We start from the raw sequence: 19907 nt of genomic DNA, 5'->3' as shown, positions 1-19907 counted from the left end.
TGGCTCTGAATTCTTTTTAGCCAATTCGACGTTTTAGTCCTGTCATTTGTAAGACACGAGTTGAAATTTCTTCAATCGACATTTCCGAGACATTCAGATACTTGATCCCTTCCGAAATATAGATGCCTTCAATTGCACGTAGTTCCATCTGGCATTGGCTGAAGCTGGCATAACGGCTGTTGGCCTTACGTTCTGTACGGATTGCAACCAGACGTTCTGCATCAATCATCAAGCCAAAAAGCTTGTTTTTATGCGGTCTTAGCACTGCTGGCAGGCGGTTATCGTCCAGATCTTCTTCAGTTAGCGGATAGTTCGCTACACGAATTCCAAATTGCAGAGACAAATAAATTGAGGTTGGAGTCTTACCGGAACGCGATACGCCAATCAGGATCAGATCAGCCTTATCATAGTGACGCGTACGCGCACCATCATCATTGTCGAGCGCAAAATGTACGGCATCAATACGTGCCTTATAAGACTCAGAATCGGTCACCGCATGGGTCTGACCGACTAAAGTCGTAGGTTCAGTACCAAGCTCTTCTGATAGTTTACTGATAAGCCCTTCAAAAACATCAAGATTTACTGCATTTGCAGTATTAATGATGTCACGCACATAGGGATCCACCAACGTATCGAAAACCAAAGGTTTTTGACCGTCTTTTTGGGCACGTTCATTGATCTCTGTGACCACATTCATGGCCGCTTCTTCAGAGCTAATATAAGGGATAATATGAATGTCAAAATCCACATGCGGAAACTGTGCTAACAGTGAGTGGCCAAGGGTTTCAGCAGTAATGGCAGTACCATCGGAAATAAAAAACACACTCCGCTGAATTTGTTTACCTTCTGACATTAAAATTCTCCTCAAACATTTGTCTTAGTACTATATAATCTTTATAGTAAACCGATCTTACATGACTGTCGCTTAGTAAAATCAAAAACCTAGAAGATTTGCTATACTCTCATGCCAAGATAGTGATTAATACTGCAAAAGTGGAGTAACAACTTTGGAAGCGCGCGTAATTGGTCTAGAAAAATTAGGGAAGCACGATGTTGAGCTTGTAGGTGGGAAAAACTCATCTCTGGGCGAAATGATCAGCCACTTATCTAATGCTGGTGTATCAGTACCAGGTGGCTTCGCAACAACAGCTGCTGCTTATCGTGAATTTCTCGAGCAAAGTGGCCTAAACGCTAAAATCAATGCAGAGCTTGCTGCACTTAACGTTGATGACGTCAATGCACTTGCTGAAACTGGTGCAAAGATTCGTCAATGGATTGTGGAAACTCCACTTACTGCTGAACTGGAAAAGGAAATTCGTGCAGCTTTTGCAGAACTTTCAAACGGCAACCCTGATATTGCGGTTGCCGTTCGTTCATCTGCGACTGCAGAAGACTTACCTGATGCTTCTTTCGCAGGTCAGCAAGAAACCTTCCTGAACATTCGTGGTATCGATAACGTTCTGATCGCGATCAAAGAAGTGTTTGCATCTTTGTACAACGACCGCGCGATCTCTTACCGTGTACACCAAAACTTTGCGCATGACGTAGTTGCCCTTTCTGCTGGCGTACAACGCATGGTTCGCTCAGAAACTGGTGCTGCTGGTGTAATGTTCACTCTAGATACTGAATCAGGCTTCCGTGATGCAGTATTCATTACAGCTTCTTATGGCTTGGGTGAAATGGTAGTTCAGGGTGCAGTAAACCCAGATGAATTCTATATTTCAAAACCGCTGCTAAACGCAGGCAAACACGCTGTACTGCGCCGCAACTTAGGTTCTAAACACCAGAAAATGATCTATGGTGAAGAAGCTGCTGCGGGTAAATCAGTTGTTGTGGTTGATGTAGAAAAAGCAGATCGTCAACAATTTGCATTGAACGATCATGAACTGCAAGAATTGGCTAAACAAGCATTGATCATTGAAAACCACTACGGTTCTCCAATGGACATCGAGTGGGCTAAAGACGGTGATGACGGTAAAATCTACATCGTTCAGGCGCGTCCTGAAACTGTGAAGAGCCGTGAAAATGTCGGCACGATGGAACGCTACCTGCTAAAACAAAAAGGTAACGTGATCTGTGAAGGCCGTTCAATCGGTCAACGTATCGGTTCTGGTAAAGTCCGCATCGTAACTTCAATTAAAGAAATGGACAAAGTACAAGACGGTGACGTACTTGTATCTGACATGACTGACCCGGATTGGGAACCAGTGATGAAACGTGCTGCTGCGATTGTAACTAACCGTGGTGGTCGTACTTGTCACGCTGCGATCATTGCACGTGAGCTTGGTGTTCCAGCGATCGTAGGTTGTGGCAATGCAACTGAAGTGCTTGTTGACGGTCAAGACGTAACTGTATCTTGTGCTGAAGGTGATACTGGTTTCATCTACGAAGGTGCATTGGATTTCGAAATCCAAACCAACTCTATCGAATCTATGCCAAAACTTCCGTTCAAAATCATGATGAACGTAGGTAACCCGGATCGTGCATTTGACTTCGCGCAAATTCCGAACGAAGGTATTGGTCTTGCTCGTCTAGAGTTCATCATCAACCGTATGATCGGTGTGCATCCTAAAGCATTATTGAACATCGACAGCCTACCACGTGAAACTCGTGCTGCTGTACTTGCTCGTACTGCAGGTTATGCATCTCCAATCGAGTTTTATGTAGAAAAACTGGTTGAAGGTATCTCTACTCTTGCTGCTGCCTTTGCTGACAAACCAGTGATCGTACGTATGTCTGACTTCAAGTCAAACGAATACGCTAACCTGATCGGCGGCAAACTGTACGAACCTGAAGAAGAAAACCCAATGTTGGGCTTCCGTGGTGCAAGCCGTTATGTATCTGACAACTTCCGTGACTGCTTCGAACTTGAATGCCGTGCACTGAAAAAAGTTCGTGACGAAATGGGTCTGACTAACGTTCAAATCATGATCCCGTTCGTACGTACTGTTGCTGAAGCTAAACGTGTTATTGAGCTATTAGGTCAAAACGGTCTGAAACGTGGTGAAAATGGTCTTAAAGTGATCATGATGTGTGAATTGCCAACTAACGCTTTGTTAGCTGAACAATTCCTTGAACACTTCGATGGTTTCTCTATCGGTTCAAATGACTTGACTCAGTTAACGCTTGGTCTGGACCGTGACTCTGGTATTGTTTCTCACCTGTTTGATGAACGTGATCCAGCAGTAAAAGCACTGCTTTCTATGGCCATCCATGCTTGCCGTAAAGCAGGCAAATATGTAGGTATCTGTGGCCAAGGTCCTTCTGACCACCCAGATCTTGCACAATGGCTGATGGAACAAGGTATTGAATCTGTATCTCTTAACCCAGACTCAGTATTAGATACCTGGTTCTTCCTGTCTGAAGAGAAAGCTCAAAAGGCTTAATTCGCTCTATAAAAAAGACCCTTTCATAGGGTCTTTTTTTATGTTCTCAATATTACCTAGATATTGTCTTAATCACATTTATAGTTAAATGATTAATCATATGTTTTGATTTAGCTGAAATCAAATTATTTATATAAACATAAGCTTCTTAGTGTAATGACAAACAAATACCAACAAACAGCATGAGAAAAAATTGCATAATTAAATTTAAGTGAATTTTCACATCTTGATAGCAAAATCATCAATCCTTGCTACACTGTCTCAATTATGGAGGAATTTGGTGATGAACATTCTTGAAAATCCTAAACTTATCCATATATTACACTTATATTCTTTTATTTGTTTTCAGCCTGAAAATACTTAAACTCCTAGTTCAATTTTTGTCTAAATTTATATTTTTGAGATTCAGTCTATATGCAGATTTACTTGGCACGAAATAATCAACAAGCTGGCCCATATACGCTCGAGCAATTAAATCAGATGCTTGCCAACCAACAGGTACTTCTGACTGATTTGGCTTGGCATCAAGGTATGACCGAATGGAAAGCTTTAGGTGAACTCACCCAAGGGAAACTGATCTATCAGCCTGAAGGCTATGTAGCACCAGAAACGCCAGCGACACCAGCCTATCAGGCTCCACAGAACACAAATGAGTCAAGTACAGACCATCTTCGTGCCCGCAGTTCTCAAAATGTTGCAGCAAAAAAAGAACTGGCGAGTATTCCAAGCCGTATTTTAGCCAAAATCGTTGACCTGCTTTTATGGCTGCCTGCCACGTTTATTTTGACCGCATTTTTTACTCCTGAACAGGAAATCCAGTTTGCACAACTGAACCAGGAGTTCATGAATGTGATGTTAAGTAGTGACGCTGACCCTGCTCTGGCACAGCAACTACAAACTCAGATGTTTGACATGTTTTCACAACAGGCATGGATTGCGACTGCAATTTACCTGGTGATCATGCTCGCTATCCAGGCTTTTCTGATTGCCAAATCGGGTCAAAGTATCGGTAAAAAACTGACTAAAATTAAGATTGTAGATGCCGAGACTGGTGAAAAAACCAGCTTGATGCGTGCCTTCACTATTCGCAGTGTGTTCTTTATTTTCCTGAATATTATCTTCATGCCACTCAGCACAATTATTGACTGGGCGTTCGGTTTAGGGCAAAAACGTCAAACCGTGCACGATAAACTGGCAAAAACCCAAGTCGTTAAACAATAATTAGTTCTGCCATAAAATGGGATGTTTTGGCATCCCATTTTCCTACATAACTTTGAAATTACAATAAAATTCCTATAAATACTCTTGAAACCCGACCGACAAAATCGGTTTTTATTACAGTCATTTAAAGCACCTTTATATATAGCTTAGTTTGGCAATATCAGGCATAATGCCCTACAACGTAGCGGTGTATTATGATTAGAAGGGTGTTTTGTAAAAAAACGGCCTCTTTTATCATGCGACACTTTAATCGCTATCCCATATTAAATTAGGGAATGGGACTCTTCACCGAGGTTGTAAAATGAGACAAACGATTTTAGCTGTATTGTCTTTATCAACGATGGCTGCACTTTTAACAGGGTGTGGTGGTGATCTAGTACTTCTGAACTCTAAGGGTCCAGTTGCTGAAGGCCAAAGTAGCCTGATGATGACTGCGATTTACTTAATGCTATTGGTGGTAATCCCATCAATTATCATGGCATTATGGTTCGGTTGGAAATATCGCGCATCGAATAAAGACGCAGACTATAAACCTACATGGGCACACTCTACTGCGATTGAAATTGTAGTTTGGGGTATCCCTGTCATTATTATTGGTATTTTAGCTTGGTTAACTTGGTGGGGTTCCCACAAGTACGACCCATACCGCCCACTTGAGGCAGATAAAGCACCATTAACAGTTCAGGTTATTGCTGAACAGTTCAAATGGATCTTCATCTACCCAGAACAAAACATTGCGACTGTAAACGAAATTCGCTTCCCAGAGAAAACTCCGGTAAGTCTTCGTTTGACTTCTAACTTCACGATGAACTCATTCTTCATCCCTGCGTTAAGTGGTCAGATCTATGCAATGGCGGGTATGCAAACTCACCTGAACTTAATGGCAGACGAAACTAGCCCAGCTGAAGGCTACCGCGGTTTCTCTTCTAACTATTCAGGCTATGGCTTCTCACAAATGCGCTTCCGTGCACATGCTGTGACTGATGCTCAGTTTGCTGAATGGGTAGCTGCAGTTAAAGCAGGTAACGGTACTTCAGTAAATCCAGAAGCAGTTCAAAAAACTGTTTTAGACCAAGCTGAATTTGCAAGCTTGCGTGACGGTAACCGTGGTAAACACCAAATCGAAGCGATTATTGCAAAAGCTACGACTCCTGAAGAGAAGGCTGCTGCTGAAGCAATGAAGCCTTACCCAACTAAGCCACATCCAGTGACTTACTACTCTTCTGTTGAGCAAGGTTTGTTTGAATCTGTGATCAATAACTACATGAGTAACTATCACGGTGCTGATCACTCAGCGTCTTCTGTTGCTCACCAGGAAGCAGCTGCTTCTGAAGCACATGTAGATGTTGAACATGCGACTGCTTCTCAAGGAGAATAATTCATGAGCTTCTTAGGTAAGTTAGGTCCAGATGCAATTCCGTACGATCCAATCGTACTGGTAACTGTTGCAATGATGATCTTAGGTGGTATCGCAGTTGTTGCAGGTATTACCTACTTCAAAAAATGGGGCTACCTGTGGAACGAATGGTTCACATCTGTAGACCATAAAAAAATTGGTATCATGTATATCTTTGTATCAGTGATCATGCTGGTACGTGGTTTCGCCGATGCGATCATGATGCGTCTTCAGCAGTTCCTTGCAAAAGGTGGCGGCGAAGGTTACTTGCACCCAGAACACTATGACCAGATCTTCACCGCACACGGTGTGATCATGATCTTCTTCGTGGCAATGGGTCTTGTTGTTGGTTTAATGAACATCTCTGTACCGCTTCAAATCGGTGCACGTGACGTTGCATTCCCATTATTAAACTCTTTAAGCTTCTGGCTGTTTGCTGGTGCTGCAGGTTTGATGATGGTTTCACTTGCTCTAGGTGAATTCGCTGCGACTGGTTGGATGGCTTATCCTCCACTATCAGGCATTGAATACTCTCCTGGCGTCGGTGTGGATTACTACATCTGGGCACTGCAGATTTCAGGTCTGGGTACGCTATTAACGGGTGTTAACTTCTTCGTTACCATCATCAAAATGCGTGCGCCTGGCATGAAACTGATGGAAATGCCAATCTTTACCTGGACATCTTTATGTACAGCAGTATTGATTATCGCGGCATTCCCAGTATTGACTGCTACTATTGCAATGCTGTCTCTTGACCGTTACTTCGGCTTCCACTTCTTCACAAACGAGCTAGGCGGTAGCCCAATGCTTTATGTGAACTTGATTTGGACTTGGGGTCATCCAGAAGTATACATTCTGGTATTGCCAGCATTTGGTATTTACTCTGAAGTTGTATCGACTTTCGCTCGTAAAGCGTTGTTCGGTTACAAGTCAATGGTATATGCAACAGTTGCAATTACAGTATTGTCATTCGTTGTATGGGTTCACCACTTCTTTACCATGGGTGCAGGTGCCAACGTTAACGCGTTCTTCGGTATCATGACCATGATTATTGCGATTCCTACTGGTGTAAAAATCTTCTCTTGGTTGTTCACCATGTACAAGGGTCGTATCGTTTACACTACCCCAATGCTATGGACACTTGGCTTCCTTGTGACTTTTGGTATCGGTGGTTTAACAGGTGTATTGATGGCGGTTCCACCAGCGGACTTCCTGGTACATAACTCTTTATTCCTGATCGCTCACTTCCATAACGTAATTATTGGTGGTGTAGTATTCGCGATGTTCGCGGGTATCATCTTCTACTGGCCGAAAATGTTCGGTTGGAGACTGAATGAGACTTGGGGTAAAGCAGCATTCTGGTTCTGGTTCTTCGGTTTCTACTTTGCATTCATGCCACTTTATATCCTTGGTTTCATGGGTATGACTCGTCGTCTGAATACATTTGATAACCCAGACTGGGATCCATATGTAAACATCGCAATGTTCGGTGCAGTTCTTGTTGCACTTGGTATTGTATGTTTCATTATGCAAATCGTTGTTGGTTTCCTACAACGCGATCAACGTCTAGATTTGACTGGCGATCCATGGGATGGTCGTACGCTTGAATGGTCTACATCTTCTCCTGCTCCGTTCTATAACTTTGCTCATCTTCCAAAGATCAATGGTATTGATACTTTCTGGATCGAGAAAGAAAACGGTGTTGCTTATGCAAAACCTACGAAGTACGAAGATATCCATATGCCGACTAACCGTGCTGCTGGTTTCATTATCGCAATGTTCATTACTGTTATGGGCTTCGCGTTAATCTGGCACATCTGGTGGTTAGTAGCGGTTACTTTCGTAGCAGCTATCATCAGCTTCATCGTGTCTTCTTTCACCAAGAAAGTGGATTACTATGTTCCTGCTGCTGAAGTTGAGCGTATTGAAGGTGAACGTTATGCGATCCTTGAAAAACACTTGAAGAAGGACTAAGACCATGGCTGAAGTACTTCATCACGATAACCACGGACACGATGAGCATCATCATCACGATGATACCGACATCACTGTCTTTGGTTTCTGGACTTACTTGATGAGTGACCTTATCCTTTTCGGTACACTCTTCATTGCATTCGCTGTTTTAAGTAGCCACGTTCCATTAGGCACTCCAAGCGCGCGTGATCTGTTTGGTGATTCATTAGGTTTCGTTTTAACTGAAACGTTTGCCCTTTTGATCTCTTCCGTAACTTTTGGTTTTGCCGTTCTAGCTGCCTACAAGAAAAACGTTGGTCAGGTTCTTACCTGGTTAGCGATCACTTGGTTATTCGGTGCTGCCTTCATCGGTATGGAACTTTATGAGTTCAATCATTTAGTTCATGCTGGTCATGGCCCTAGCACTTCTGCGTTCCTGTCTTCGTTCTTTACGCTGGTAGGTACGCACGGTATCCACGTGACTTCAGGTTTGGTATGGATGATCGTGTTAATGATTCAAATCAAGAAATATGGTTTGACTCTACCTAACACTCGTCGTCTTGCGTGCCTAAGCTTGTTCTGGCACTTCCTTGACATCGTATGGATCTGTGTATTCAGCGTAGTTTACTTGATGGGAGTTCTATAATGAGTCATGATCATAACGCTGCTGGCGAATCACACGGTAACATGAAGCAATATACTGTTGGCTTCATCCTGTCTGTTGTCCTTACTGTAATTCCATTCGGTATGGTCATGGCAGGTGGTTTTAGCCGCGGTATCTTGATTACTGCTATTGCAATTACTGCAGTCGCTCAGATTCTTGTGCAATTAATTTACTTCTTGCACATGAACTCTTCTTCAGAGCAACGCTGGAACGTAATTGCATTTGTGTATACCATCTTAACCATCGCTATTCTTTTAGTGGGTTCTGTATGGATCATGAACTACCTACACTACAACATGATGATCTAAACTGGTTGTCATGCTGAAAAAGTATTTATTCCTGACTAAGCCAGGAATTCTCTTCGGTAACTTTGTTACCACTTTGGGTGGCTACTTCGTAGCCACTCAAGGTTCTGTAGATTTCCTTCTCCTGCTTCTTACTCTTATTGGTACTACTCTCGTAGTGGCATCAGGATGCGTGGTCAATAACGTTATTGATCAGGACATTGACCAAAAAATGCAGCGCACGCAAAATCGCGCACTTGTCAAAAAAACCATTTCTGTACCTGTTGCTCTCGCCTTTGCTTTTGTACTAGGTATGATCGGTTTTGGCATTTTATGGTTCTGGGTAAATGCATACGCTTTCCTATTCGCAGTTATTGGTTTTGTCGTATACGTTGGTTTTTACAGCTTATGGACAAAACGAACAACTATTCACCAAACACTGGTAGGCAGTATTTCTGGCGCAGCACCGCCTGTGATCGGTTATACCGCAGTTGCAGGTCAGTTTGACTTAGGTGCCCTTTTAATTTTTCTAGGGTATGCACTCTGGCAAATGCCTCATTCATGGGGAATTGCAGTTTACCGTTTTGAAGATTACAAAAATGCAGGCATTCCGATTCTGCCTGTCGCCCGTTCAATTCGACGTACCAAGATCGAATCTTTGATCTACGTGATATTGTTCGGAATTACCATGAATGCTTTATTTGTTTATGGTTATGCAAACTGGATCTATCTGGTGGTATTGAATCTGATGACGCTTTACTGGATCTATCTCAGTATTCAGGGCTTTAAAGCTGAAGATGATCAGGCATGGGCAAAACAGTATTTCATGTTCTCGGTCAAACTGATTACCGTGATCAGTATTATTTTCAGTTTTACCTCTACTGCCCCGCAGAATCCAATCATATTCTTTTAAGAAGATAGAGTTTTACTCTATCTTTTTTAATTCTTCTGCTAAATCCATAATTCCTTTCAAGCTTACTTAAAGTAATTGTGTTTCTTTTAGAAATTTAACTCTTGTAAATTTTTCATTTGTTTCCATACCTGCTTAAACATTCATCATCTGGCAAGATTTGCTTGTATTTCAGCCCCAAAACCACTAAACTTCACGCTTCGCATATTATGCGACACAACCAAGGTTGTGACTCCTTGCTTCAATTTCACTTAAATTGGGGCTGTTTAAACCGTAAGGAGCTGACAATGCGTCACTACGAAATCGTACTATTGGTACATCCAGACCAAAGCGATCAAGTTGTGGGTATGGTAGAACGTTACCTGACTCACATCAAAGAAGCTGAAGGTCAAATCCACCGTCTTGAAGACTGGGGCCGTCGTCAATTGGCTTATCCAATCAACAAGATCCACAAAGCTCACTACATTCTGATGAATGTTGAGTGTGGTCAAACTACTCTTGATGAGCTAGAAGAATTGTTCCGTTATAACGATGCAATCATTCGTAGCCTTATCATCCGTCGTGAAAACGCTATCACTGAAGAGTCACTATTGGCTAAGAGTGCTGAAGAAAAACGTGCGCGTAAAGCTCAACGTGAAGAAGCACAACAAGCTCAAGACTCTGCTGAAGCATAAGGAGAACCTAACATGGCACGTTTTTACCGTCGTCGCAAGTTCTGCCGCTTTACAGCTGAGAACGTTACGTACATCGACTACAAAGATATCGACACTTTAAAACAGTACATCACTGAAAACGGCAAGATTGTTCCTAGCCGTATTACAGGTACTAAAGCTCGTTACCAACGTCAGCTAGCACTTGCTATCAAACAAGCTCGCTACTTGTCTTTGATCCCTTACACTGACAATCATAAGTGAGGTTGAGCTGTGGATATTATCTTATTACAACGCATTAAAAACCTTGGTAAACTTGGTGATAAAGTTTCAGTTAAAGCTGGTTACGGCCGTAACTACTTGATCCCTCAAGGTAAAGCAGTTGCAGCTACTGAAGCTAACACTGCTGCTTTTGAAGCTCGTCGTGCTGAACTTGAGAAACAAGAAGCTGAAGTATTAGCTGCTGCTCAAGCACGTGCTGACCAATTGAACGAAGTTAACATCGTAATCACTGCGAAAGCTGGTGATGAAGGTAAACTGTTCGGTTCAATCGGTACTCGTGACATCGCTGACGCGTTGACAAATGCTGGTCTTACAGTTGACCGTGCTGAAGTTCGTCTTCCAAATGGCGCGCTTCGCAACACTGGTGAATTCAACATCGCAATCCAATTGCACCATGATGTTGCTGCAGAAGTTCTGGTTACTATCGTAGCTGAGTAATTTCTCACCGAAAAAAGGGCATGCTTTGGCATGCTCTTTTTTTATCTCTAAAAAATATAATCTGCTCAACAGTAGAAAATTCAATTTATTCTTCGTGTTCACAAAAAATTGCACTTCGCATTTTGGATCAGACCGCGTATCATTTCATCTCGTAGTGAATAAACCTTATTCATCTCCGACAATATTTAACCATTGTATTTAAAATCAGGGATTTATATGTCACAGGCGAATGCCAGCAAAAAGGCACCTACCGCTAAACCAGAAATTGTTGCTGATACCCAACTTAAGGAGTTCCGTACTCCCCCGCACAATTTAGCGATTGAACAGGCTGTACTTGCTGCCCTTATGACTGTGGCTGAATCTTTTGAACAAGTCGGCGATGTACTCACCGAAAATGATTTTTATGCGACCCGGCATAAATATATCTTCCGTGCCATTGAACAGCTTTCTAAGGAAAATTCGCCTTATGATGCAGTACTGGTTCATGACTGGCTCATCAAGCAGAACTTACTCGATGCGGTCGGTGGTGAAGAATATTTAATGCAGCTGATGGCTGATTCGCCTTCGAGTTTTTATAACCTGGAAACCTATGCCGGCAAAATTAAAGAGTTCTCTACTTTACGTAGCATGATCAAGGTCAGCTCTGAAATTTTACAGAATGCCTATGACACTAAAGGCCGTCCGGTGAGTGAAATTCTGGATCTGGCCGAAACTAATATTTTCTCGATTGCCGAACAACATAATAACAATGCCAAGGCTCAAGGTCCGAAAGCGATTAATACCGTTGTAGCTGATGTATTCGATAAGCTAAATGAACTGTCCCAATTAGAAGGTTCAATTACCGGTCTGACCACCGGTTTCGTGGAACTAGACAACAAAACTTCCGGTATGCAGGCTGGCGATTTAATTATTGTCGCAGCCCGTCCTTCTATGGGTAAAACCACCTTTGCCATGAACCTGGTCGAAAGTGTGCTGTTTAACAACAACCTCCCTGCGCTGGTCTATTCGATGGAAATGCCAGCGGATTCGATTGCGATGCGTTTGATTTCGTCATTTGGCCGTGTACATCAGGGTCACTTACGTGCTGGTAAAATGGACAGTGATGAATGGTCAAAAGTGACCAGTACCATTGTGCATTTACAGGAAAAGCATCTTTATATTGATGATTCCTCAGCACTACCACCAACTGAGGTACGTGCGCGTGCGCGTCGTATTGCCAAAATGCATGGCGGTAAGCTCGGTTGTATCATGGTCGATTATCTTCAGTTGATGAAAGTGCCGGGTATGGGTGATAACCGTGTAGGCGAGATCTCGGAAATTTCTCGAAGCTTAAAAGCCTTGGCCAAAGAGATGCAGTGCCCTGTGATTGCCTTATCACAGTTGAACCGTTCTCTAGAGAACCGTCCAAACAAACGCCCGGTGATGTCTGACCTTCGTGAGTCTGGTGCGATCGAGCAGGATGCCGATTTGATCATGTTTATTTACCGTGACGAGGTTTATAACAAAGAATCGAAAGAAGCCGGCACTGCCGAGATTATTATCGGTAAACAGCGTAATGGTCCAATTGGTACAGTTCGTCTGGCATTTGAAGGTCAATATACCCGTTTCAGTAACCTCTCTCCTGAGTTCTATGCCCAGTATGATGATGAAGAGTAAGCATTCAAGATTAATCTGATTCCAAAAAAGAGGCCGAGATGGTCTCTTTTTTATTTAGAATGCTTGCTGTGCATGAAATTATATAAATGAGCATGTCCATTTATGGTAGATAGGTCTACAATATTCGCAATTCTGAAATGACCGCTTTTGTTTTTACAATCCCGTTATTTCTCTCCCTCTTTTGTGTGTTTCACACGATATTATTTTTGTCATCCCGCAGGAGTATCTAGGGTGCGCCAAGCTACAGTTTATATTGACAGTGAAGCACTGCAATATAATTTAAACCGTGTCAAACAACTTGCCCCAACCGCTAAAATCGTCAGCATGGTCAAAGCCAATGCTTACGGACATGGAGTTAAAGACTGCTTAGCAGCCTTAAAAGATAGTGATGCCTTTGGGGTCGCCTGTCTGGAAGAAGCCCTGGAAATTCGTGAACTCGGCTACCAGCAACCCATTACCCTAATCGAAGGCATTTTCTCTGCAGATGAAATGCAGGTTGTGATCAATCAGAATATTGAAGTCATTGTGCATCATCAGCCACAACTGGACTGGTTACTGGCAAATAAAGAAGCCTATATTGCGAAAGGCTTAAAAGTTTGGGTGAAACTCAACAGCGGTATGAACCGTCTTGGTTTTAAAATTGATGTGATTAAAAATGTGATCAATCAATTAAAAGCAGAAGGTTTTACCTGCGTGCTGGCGATGCACTTTGCCAATGCTGATGCGGAACATCCTCTCAATGAACAGCAAATCCAGCAGTTTCTTGAAGTAAAAAATGACTGCGCACCTTTAATGGGTTCTTGCTGTAACTCAGCTGCGATCTATAAATATCCAGAATTGCATTTTGACTTTGTTCGTCCGGGCATCATGCTCTACGGCGCGACTCCATTTGCAGACAAGACTGTACATGATCTGGATCTAAAACCAGTCATGACTTTTACTGCCGAAGTGATTGCATTGAATAATATCAAAGCGGGTGAACATGTCGGTTATGGTTCTACTTTCACTGCTGATCAAGATATGACTTTAGCCATTGTTTCTATCGGTTATGGTGACGGTTATCCACGTGCTTTCCCTAAACAGAACCATGTAGCGATTAATGGTCAGCAAACCCGTGTGATTGGCCGTGTCGCAATGGACATGATTGCCATTGATGCAACGGGTCTCAATCTGGAATTAGGTACTGAAGTCGAACTATGGGGCAAATCCCGTCTGATCGATGATGTGGCTGAAGCCAATGGCACCATTGGTTATGAATTACTTTGCCGTATGTCTGCCCGCCCGGTACGCAAACTGGTTTAAAGAAAAACTAGCCAAAAATAAAAAAGCCCAATATAAATTGGGCTTTTTATACGGTCAGTATTCAAGCTGATTTTTGCTCTTCATTTTCGATTAATGACAGTTCAAGTAATAAAGCATCTACTTGTTCCTGGTTAAAATCATTAGGCGTAAAAACTTCAAATCCCATCTCTTGACAGAATTGTTGAATAGAACTACGTTTAGAAATATATTTCATTGACCAGTCGCCAAAAGTACGCTGCTCAATCTCTTTAGTTTCAAATAGTTTAATATTTTTATGGCGTGAATCTTTAGATAGTCTCTCTGTCAGTAAAGCTTTTAAAACCAGACATTCACCCTCCAGGCACTGGAAAAAATGTCCATCAGCAAAATAAAGCACACCTGTTATTTGATTAGGATGATTAAAATCACGTGCTTCTTTAAGGATATCCGTTAAATCTTGAAGTAAGTCGGCTTTGGACGAGGTACTTTCACTGGCGTAACAAAATTGGTACATGCGGCTAACCTCTATTCTTATCTATGCAATATCTTATAGAAGTTAGCACTGTACACTAAGCAGTCAATTTTTACTAATTCTTATAAAAAAAACTTATTTTTATTCCTATAAATATTATAAGAAATAATCATTCGATGGGGTGGGTAATTCAGCCAGGCCTTTCTTTAAAGTTTCAGACCATTGCCGGCTAATATCCGTAAAATACTCATCGTCTTCAGCAATACGCTTACCCTTTGGCATCATTAAACTGTCTTTTTTATAGACGAGTACATCTAACGGCATACCGACAGATACATTTGAACGTAAGGTAGATGCAAAAGAAATTAGCGAACAACGTAATGCCTCATCGAGTGGCATATCATAGGTCAAGGCACGATCCAGAATCGGCTTACCATATTTACTTTCACCAATCTGGAAATATGGCGTATCCCGTGTCGCGCAAATAAAATTGCCTTGCGGGTAGATATGATAGAGTTGCATTTCCTGATTTTTAATCTGGCCGCCGACCAGGAAATTACAATAGTAAGTACTTTGTTCCAAACTATCATCTGTGACATTGGCAATTACTTTTTTAAGCGTATTGCCCATCAGTTCCGCAACATCAAACATAGTTGGCAAACTCAGGATATTCGGTTCTTGCCTGAGTTCTAGCTGATTTCTGATATGTCCGATCACTGCCTGTGTTGTTGCCAGGTTTCCGGAGGCCTGGAGTACGATGACGCGCTCCCCATCTACCCCAAAGGTATATAATTTTCGAAATACCGAAATGTGATCCACACCGGCATTGGTGCGTGTATCACTGATAAATAGCATACCTTGCTCTAAACGAAGGGCACAACAATACGTCATTTTTTGTCCTTATTAATGAATTAACATCCTAGTACCTGGACGATGGAATACATGGATTCCACACCGCCTTCTTCTCTTACACCACGTACTGGTGCAACATCCCAATAGTCGCGTCCCACCGCGACATAGACATGCGCACTTGGCGTAAATAACAGATTACTCACATCAAAACAGTACCATGCCTGTTCAACAAATACCTCAGCCCAAGCATGACTCGCCAGATGTGAGGCATTCTGTGCATAAAGATAACCTGATATATAACGTGATGGTAAACCTAAATGTTTACACATGGCGATAAAAATATGACTGTGATCCTGACAGACACCCTGACGTGCTTCAAAAGCATCAATCGCAGAACCCTGTACCGTAGTACTATTTGCTATATAAGGAACGTGTTCGAGTACGGCTTGGGCCAAGCCGATTAAATGTTTACGAGTTAATGCTGGAACATGCCGCCCTGCAAAATCCTTCATCTCTGCATTACATTTTGTGGCTTCAGTCGGCTGTAAAAACAGATATGGATTTAAGGAATCATTTAAGCCCTGCTCATGCTTGAGATTTAGCTCAACGATGCCTTGTGCCATGATCATCAGGCTATGATAGGATTCACGCTGTGTACTTGTCATCCAGAGATTTTTAAAGGCATCATGCCGAATCACTTTCTGACCCGGTACACTGACATCCCAATAATGCACTTTCTGATGCTCATTGGTGGAAGGCATCATTTTGATATACTGAATACTGTTCCTCACCTCGGCTGTGTACGTATATTGCGTTTGGTGATTCACCATCAATTTCATACATCAGCCTCGAACAAGCGATGAATATGATCACTAAACTGGTAAAATTGCTTCAGATCAGGTGCGGCACGTAACTGTGTCCAGTATTGCTTTACACTGCCCCAGCCAATTTCACAGAGTGTATCCACGATATAATCGATTTTACATAAGGTACGGGTCGTATCTTCACCGAGACGTAACTGCTGATCAAGCTGTTCCAGACATTGGCCCAGACTGAAAAATAGAAATACATCTGATGATTCTGCTTCCAGAATTTCGGCACAATCTGTCACGACATCGCAGATATAACCGGCATTCTGATCGGCAGTTTTAATCAGTTTCAGTAGTTCGGAATAGGCTTTGCTAGACAATACACCGCGTAATTCCTGAATATTGTCTTTTGCCACCTGAAACTGCTGGGTAAATGAAGTCGGCTGGGTACTATCCAGAACCAGCTCATTTAATGAACTGGCATCAAACGCAGGCAAACAGAAAGCATGTGCATAAGCCACAGCAGCTTCATCATCTAAAAATGGAAAATGCGAACATAAAAACTGGGTACGAGATAAATAACGGCCTAACCAAAAAATATGTTGCGCATTGGTATTTAACAAAACCATGACGTTATCCTTCTTTGGAATGTTATGAATGTAAGTTGTCGACTACCCAGGTATCTTTGATCCCGCCACCTTGCGATGAGTTGACCACCAGTGAGCCTGCCTGCATGGCTACCCGGGTCAGACCACCTGGCACAATTTCAGTGCGGTAAGGTGAGCTCAAGACAAAAGGACGCAAATCAATATGTCGTTCAGCAATACCAAAATTGCTTAAAGTCGGACTGACCGACAAATCCAAAGTTGGCTGCGCAATATATAAATGCGGCGCAGCTAAAATCTTATCTCTGAAAATATCAATATGCTGTTGAGAGGCTTGTGGCCCAATCAGCATGCCGTAACCGCCAGAACCTTGTGCTTCCTTGACGACCAGCTGATCCAAATTTGCCAATACATAGTCCAGATCTTCGGGATTACGGCATTGGTAGGTTGGAACATTATTTAAAATCGGTTTTTCACCTAAATAAAAATGAATCATTTTATCGACATAAGGATAAATCGATTTATCATCTGCCACACCTGTACCCGGTGCATTTGCGATTACAACATTATGCTGTAAATATGCGGACATTAAGCCTGGAACACCCAAAGTACTGTCTGGTTTAAAGCACAGTGGATCAAGATAGGCGTCGTCGACCCTTCTATAAATAACATCAACCTGTTGACGCCCACGTATCGTTTTTACATAAACCTTCGAGTTCTCAACAAAAAGATCACGTGATGTCACTAAAGGCACATCCATCTCCCTTGCAAGACAGGCGTGTTCATAGTAAGCGCTATTGAAACGACCTGGAGTCAAAACTACGATGAAAGGATTATCGGTATAGGCATTTTCCGCCAGAATTTCTTTTAAGAGTTTTGGATATTGTTCAATACCAGCAATATTGGATTGCTCAAAGACTTTTGGCATTAACTTCTGGCTGATCTTGCGGCATTCCAGCATATAGGACACACCAGATGGCGTTCTCAGGTTATCTTCTAGTACATAAAATTCGCCTTTGGAATCCCGGATAATATCAATCCCGCTAATCTGGCTATAGATACTGCCTTTCAAATGATGCTGGTACATATGCGGCTGATACGCTTCATGAGTCAGCACCTGAAGTTCAGGGACAATATTGGCTTTGAGAATATCCTGCTGATGATAAATATCATGTAGAAACAGGTTTAAGGCTCGAACGCGCTGTGCTGAACCGAGTGCCACCATATTCCACTGTTTACGGGCAATCACCCGGGGAATTACATCAAAAGGAATAGTCCGCTCAGTGCCTTGCTCATCGCCGTATACGGTAAACGTAATACCGTCATAAAGAAAATGTTCTTTTGCTACTTCATTTAGCTGATTCAGTTCATCCAGTGTATGCTGTGTCAGCCATTCTTCAATTCGTTGACCTGCTTGACTGTTTATTACCTGATGATCACGCATTTCATTGAAAAATTTCGAGGAAATCTCTTGGTATAAAAAATGCGGACTATACTTAATTGAAATATTGAGTGCTGTAGTATCTGTAAAATTTTTGCTTAAATCTGCTGCAGTATGATTTTCTACTGTTGTAATAGTATTTGTATCCTGGCTTTCTTTTAGCATACAAACCTCGTCATTGTAATCTATTATAATAAAATCAGAGCAATATCCATGCCATTACATCCGTTTCGAAGTCTGTATTAACCCAGTAAAGTGCCTATTCACTCAATATCATTTTTCACCAAGATGTTTACGGATTGTAGGACAATTGTTGCGCAGAATAACTTGCGAAAAAAATCCAGATTTCTTATTGTGGTAAGCTCATATTTAATTTGTTTCCACTGATTGCCAGTAAAAATACATTATGTCAGCACAAGAAAAAGAAACCTCCAATAGCCTTTACCGCCAATGGCAAATCTTGTCGCGTCTTTCTACCGGCAAATGGATGGGAACCCGTGAACTCCAAGAAATCCTGAATCGTGAAGGGATTGAGATCAGTCTGCGTACCATTCAGCGTGACCTGAACCAGATTGCCCAGCGTTTCCCGATTGAAAGCAGTAAAACTACACCCCAAGGCTGGCGCTGGCGCTCAGATGCGCCTATTCAAAGCTTGCCGCACATGACCAGTTCACAGGCGGTGACCTTTATGATGGTTGAGGAACACCTGAAACATCTGCTGCCGCCTAGTCTGATTGAAGAAATGAATCCCTGGTTTGATCTGGCTCGACGCAGCCTGTCATCACAAAATAATGTACGGCAATGGATTAACCGGGTCAGAATCGTGCCCGCCACTCAGCCACTTATTCCGCCTGTAGTCGATAAAACGGCCCAACAGGCGATTTACGAAGGCCTGTTACAGGACAAACAGCTGGAATGTGTTTATCAGGGTCGTGGTCATAATGGCGAAGAGAAAACCTATATTTTAAATCCGCTGGCATTAGTACAAAAAGGTTCAATTATCTATCTGGTCTGTACCCGTCATGATAAATCGGATATTCAAACCTTTGCCCTGCACCGTTTTAAATCAGCGGTGGTGCTGAATTCTCGTGCCCTGCATCCGGTAAATTTTGATATTGATGAATACATCGAATCTGGCGCTTTAGGATTCCGGGTCGATTTTAACCAGCCAACAGAAAATGTATTGCTTCAACTGAGCATGCCTGAATCTGATGCACACTATTTTGAAGAAAGTCAGCTAAGCAAAGATCAAAAAATTGAAAAAATTGAAAATGGCATGGCTCTGATTAGTGCTACTGTGCCTTTTACCTCGCAACTGGTCTGGTGGTTGCGCAGTTTTGGCAATAAAATCAAGCATATCGAACCAAAAATAGTGGCAAATGCTGTTTATCAAGCGAATGACACTGATTCAGCTTCTTCCAAAGAATAAAAAAGTCCCCATTTTGGGGACCTGATCAATTTATTATTTTATTTTTATTATTGCTCTGGTGGTCTGCTACTGAGCCAGTCTGCTTTCCTCTTGCCCCAGAAAACAGACCGGATGTGTCACATTAAAAATTAAAGAGTCTGACAACATGAGCAAGCCAGCTCTGCCTTATTAAAACGAA

The 19907-nt window shown here is 42.3% G+C and carries 19 protein-coding genes; 13 read left to right on the top strand and 6 right to left on the bottom strand.

What is annotated here, in order from left to right; genetic code table 11:
• Window positions 1-16: 16 nt before the first annotated feature.
• Complete coding sequence (gene ppsR, locus AC4MCD_RS06190) at window positions 17-853, bottom strand: posphoenolpyruvate synthetase regulatory kinase/phosphorylase PpsR (protein WP_004783863.1); 837 nt, start codon at window positions 851-853, stop codon at window positions 17-19.
• Between the two features lie 154 nt (window positions 854-1007).
• Between ppsR and ppsA the strand changes: the two genes are divergently transcribed.
• The 12 genes from ppsA (at window position 1008) to alr (ending at window position 14142) form a co-directional block, all read left to right on the top strand.
• Window positions 1008-3386 (top strand): phosphoenolpyruvate synthase, encoded by a 2379-nt coding sequence (gene ppsA, locus AC4MCD_RS06185; RefSeq protein WP_419364847.1) that lies wholly within the window; start codon window positions 1008-1010, stop codon window positions 3384-3386.
• Window positions 3387-3800: 414 nt separating this feature from the next.
• On the top strand, window positions 3801-4607 hold the full coding sequence (locus AC4MCD_RS06180) for an RDD family protein (protein WP_419364849.1): 807 nt from the start codon (window positions 3801-3803) through the stop codon (window positions 4605-4607).
• 301 nt (window positions 4608-4908) lie between these two features.
• The gene (gene cyoA, locus AC4MCD_RS06175) at window positions 4909-5985 is read left to right on the top strand and encodes a ubiquinol oxidase subunit II (protein WP_005236020.1); all 1077 of its coding nucleotides are present in this window, start codon (window positions 4909-4911) and stop codon (window positions 5983-5985) included.
• Window positions 5986-5988: 3 nt separating this feature from the next.
• Window positions 5989-7977, top strand: a complete 1989-nt coding sequence (gene cyoB / locus AC4MCD_RS06170) for a cytochrome o ubiquinol oxidase subunit I (RefSeq protein WP_180013021.1) — start codon at window positions 5989-5991, stop codon at window positions 7975-7977.
• Between the two features lie 4 nt (window positions 7978-7981).
• On the top strand, window positions 7982-8602 hold the full coding sequence (gene cyoC, locus AC4MCD_RS06165) for a cytochrome o ubiquinol oxidase subunit III (RefSeq protein ID WP_004783873.1): 621 nt from the start codon (window positions 7982-7984) through the stop codon (window positions 8600-8602).
• Window positions 8599-8928, top strand: coding sequence for a cytochrome o ubiquinol oxidase subunit IV (locus AC4MCD_RS06160; protein ID WP_171064814.1), 330 nt, complete (start codon window positions 8599-8601; stop codon window positions 8926-8928). The genes cyoC and AC4MCD_RS06160 overlap by 4 nt, the downstream gene beginning before the upstream one ends.
• A 10-nt stretch (window positions 8929-8938) precedes the next feature.
• Window positions 8939-9817, top strand: coding sequence for a heme o synthase (gene cyoE / locus AC4MCD_RS06155; protein WP_419364851.1), 879 nt, complete (start codon window positions 8939-8941; stop codon window positions 9815-9817).
• A gap of 284 nt (window positions 9818-10101) precedes the next feature.
• A complete protein-coding gene (gene rpsF / locus AC4MCD_RS06150) occupies window positions 10102-10488 on the top strand; it encodes a 30S ribosomal protein S6 (protein WP_004696436.1) in 387 nt (128 codons plus the stop codon).
• 12 nt (window positions 10489-10500) lie between these two features.
• Complete coding sequence (gene rpsR, locus AC4MCD_RS06145; RefSeq protein WP_004278792.1) at window positions 10501-10728, top strand: 30S ribosomal protein S18; 228 nt, start codon at window positions 10501-10503, stop codon at window positions 10726-10728.
• Between the two features lie 9 nt (window positions 10729-10737).
• Window positions 10738-11184 carry a 50S ribosomal protein L9 gene (rplI, locus tag AC4MCD_RS06140; RefSeq protein WP_004783880.1) on the top strand — a complete coding sequence of 149 codons (447 nt, stop codon included), beginning with the start codon at window positions 10738-10740 and terminating at the stop codon, window positions 11182-11184.
• A 216-nt stretch (window positions 11185-11400) separates the two neighbouring features.
• Entirely contained in the window at window positions 11401-12840 is a 1440-nt protein-coding gene (gene dnaB / locus AC4MCD_RS06135) for a replicative DNA helicase (protein ID WP_004783882.1), read from the top strand.
• 231 nt (window positions 12841-13071) lie between these two features.
• Window positions 13072-14142 carry an alanine racemase gene (gene alr / locus AC4MCD_RS06130; RefSeq protein WP_419364854.1) on the top strand — a complete coding sequence of 357 codons (1071 nt, stop codon included), beginning with the start codon at window positions 13072-13074 and terminating at the stop codon, window positions 14140-14142.
• A 61-nt stretch (window positions 14143-14203) separates the two neighbouring features.
• Here alr and AC4MCD_RS06125 read toward each other — a convergent pair whose 3' ends face one another.
• The 5 genes from AC4MCD_RS06125 to AC4MCD_RS06105 all read right to left on the bottom strand — a co-directional run bounded on the left by AC4MCD_RS06125 (window position 14204) and on the right by AC4MCD_RS06105 (window position 18465).
• Window positions 14204-14635, bottom strand: a complete 432-nt coding sequence (locus tag AC4MCD_RS06125) for a BLUF domain-containing protein (RefSeq protein WP_419364856.1) — start codon at window positions 14633-14635, stop codon at window positions 14204-14206.
• A gap of 114 nt (window positions 14636-14749) precedes the next feature.
• Window positions 14750-15484, bottom strand: coding sequence for a proteasome-type protease (locus tag AC4MCD_RS06120; protein WP_419364857.1), 735 nt, complete (start codon window positions 15482-15484; stop codon window positions 14750-14752).
• Between the two features lie 20 nt (window positions 15485-15504).
• On the bottom strand, window positions 15505-16284 hold the full coding sequence (locus tag AC4MCD_RS06115) for a transglutaminase family protein (protein WP_419364859.1): 780 nt from the start codon (window positions 16282-16284) through the stop codon (window positions 15505-15507).
• Window positions 16281-16883 (bottom strand): alpha-E domain-containing protein, encoded by a 603-nt coding sequence (locus tag AC4MCD_RS06110; RefSeq protein ID WP_419364861.1) that lies wholly within the window; start codon window positions 16881-16883, stop codon window positions 16281-16283. The genes AC4MCD_RS06115 and AC4MCD_RS06110 overlap by 4 nt, the downstream gene beginning before the upstream one ends.
• Window positions 16884-16905: 22 nt before the next feature.
• Window positions 16906-18465: a circularly permuted type 2 ATP-grasp protein gene (locus tag AC4MCD_RS06105; protein ID WP_419364863.1), complete on the bottom strand. Its 1560-nt coding sequence runs from the start codon at window positions 18463-18465 to the stop codon at window positions 16906-16908.
• Between the two features lie 241 nt (window positions 18466-18706).
• Between AC4MCD_RS06105 and AC4MCD_RS06100 the strand changes: the two genes are divergently transcribed.
• Window positions 18707-19729, top strand: coding sequence for a helix-turn-helix transcriptional regulator (locus AC4MCD_RS06100; protein ID WP_419364865.1), 1023 nt, complete (start codon window positions 18707-18709; stop codon window positions 19727-19729).
• Window positions 19730-19907: the final 178 nt, after the last annotated feature.

The organism is Acinetobacter sp. CAU_H_78 (genome assembly GCF_058599365.1).
Note: the sequence above shows the minus strand (reverse complement) of the source record. Positions and strands in the feature narration are given on the sequence as shown.

Coding starts and splice junctions, on each gene's coding strand:
- ppsR (WP_004783863.1), bottom strand. CDS start 853: ATGTCAGAAGGTAAACAAATTCAGCGGAGTGTGTTTTTTATTTCCGAT.
- AC4MCD_RS06180 (WP_419364849.1), top strand. CDS start 3,801: ATGCAGATTTACTTGGCACGAAATAATCAACAAGCTGGCCCATATACG.
- cyoA (WP_005236020.1), top strand. CDS start 4,909: ATGAGACAAACGATTTTAGCTGTATTGTCTTTATCAACGATGGCTGCA.
- cyoB (WP_180013021.1), top strand. CDS start 5,989: ATGAGCTTCTTAGGTAAGTTAGGTCCAGATGCAATTCCGTACGATCCA.
- cyoC (WP_004783873.1), top strand. CDS start 7,982: ATGGCTGAAGTACTTCATCACGATAACCACGGACACGATGAGCATCAT.
- cyoE (WP_419364851.1), top strand. CDS start 8,939: ATGCTGAAAAAGTATTTATTCCTGACTAAGCCAGGAATTCTCTTCGGT.
- rpsF (WP_004696436.1), top strand. CDS start 10,102: ATGCGTCACTACGAAATCGTACTATTGGTACATCCAGACCAAAGCGAT.
- rpsR (WP_004278792.1), top strand. CDS start 10,501: ATGGCACGTTTTTACCGTCGTCGCAAGTTCTGCCGCTTTACAGCTGAG.
- dnaB (WP_004783882.1), top strand. CDS start 11,401: ATGTCACAGGCGAATGCCAGCAAAAAGGCACCTACCGCTAAACCAGAA.
- AC4MCD_RS06125 (WP_419364856.1), bottom strand. CDS start 14,635: ATGTACCAATTTTGTTACGCCAGTGAAAGTACCTCGTCCAAAGCCGAC.
- AC4MCD_RS06120 (WP_419364857.1), bottom strand. CDS start 15,484: ATGACGTATTGTTGTGCCCTTCGTTTAGAGCAAGGTATGCTATTTATC.
- AC4MCD_RS06115 (WP_419364859.1), bottom strand. CDS start 16,284: ATGAAATTGATGGTGAATCACCAAACGCAATATACGTACACAGCCGAG.
- AC4MCD_RS06110 (WP_419364861.1), bottom strand. CDS start 16,883: ATGGTTTTGTTAAATACCAATGCGCAACATATTTTTTGGTTAGGCCGT.
- AC4MCD_RS06105 (WP_419364863.1), bottom strand. CDS start 18,465: ATGCTAAAAGAAAGCCAGGATACAAATACTATTACAACAGTAGAAAAT.
- AC4MCD_RS06100 (WP_419364865.1), top strand. CDS start 18,707: ATGTCAGCACAAGAAAAAGAAACCTCCAATAGCCTTTACCGCCAATGG.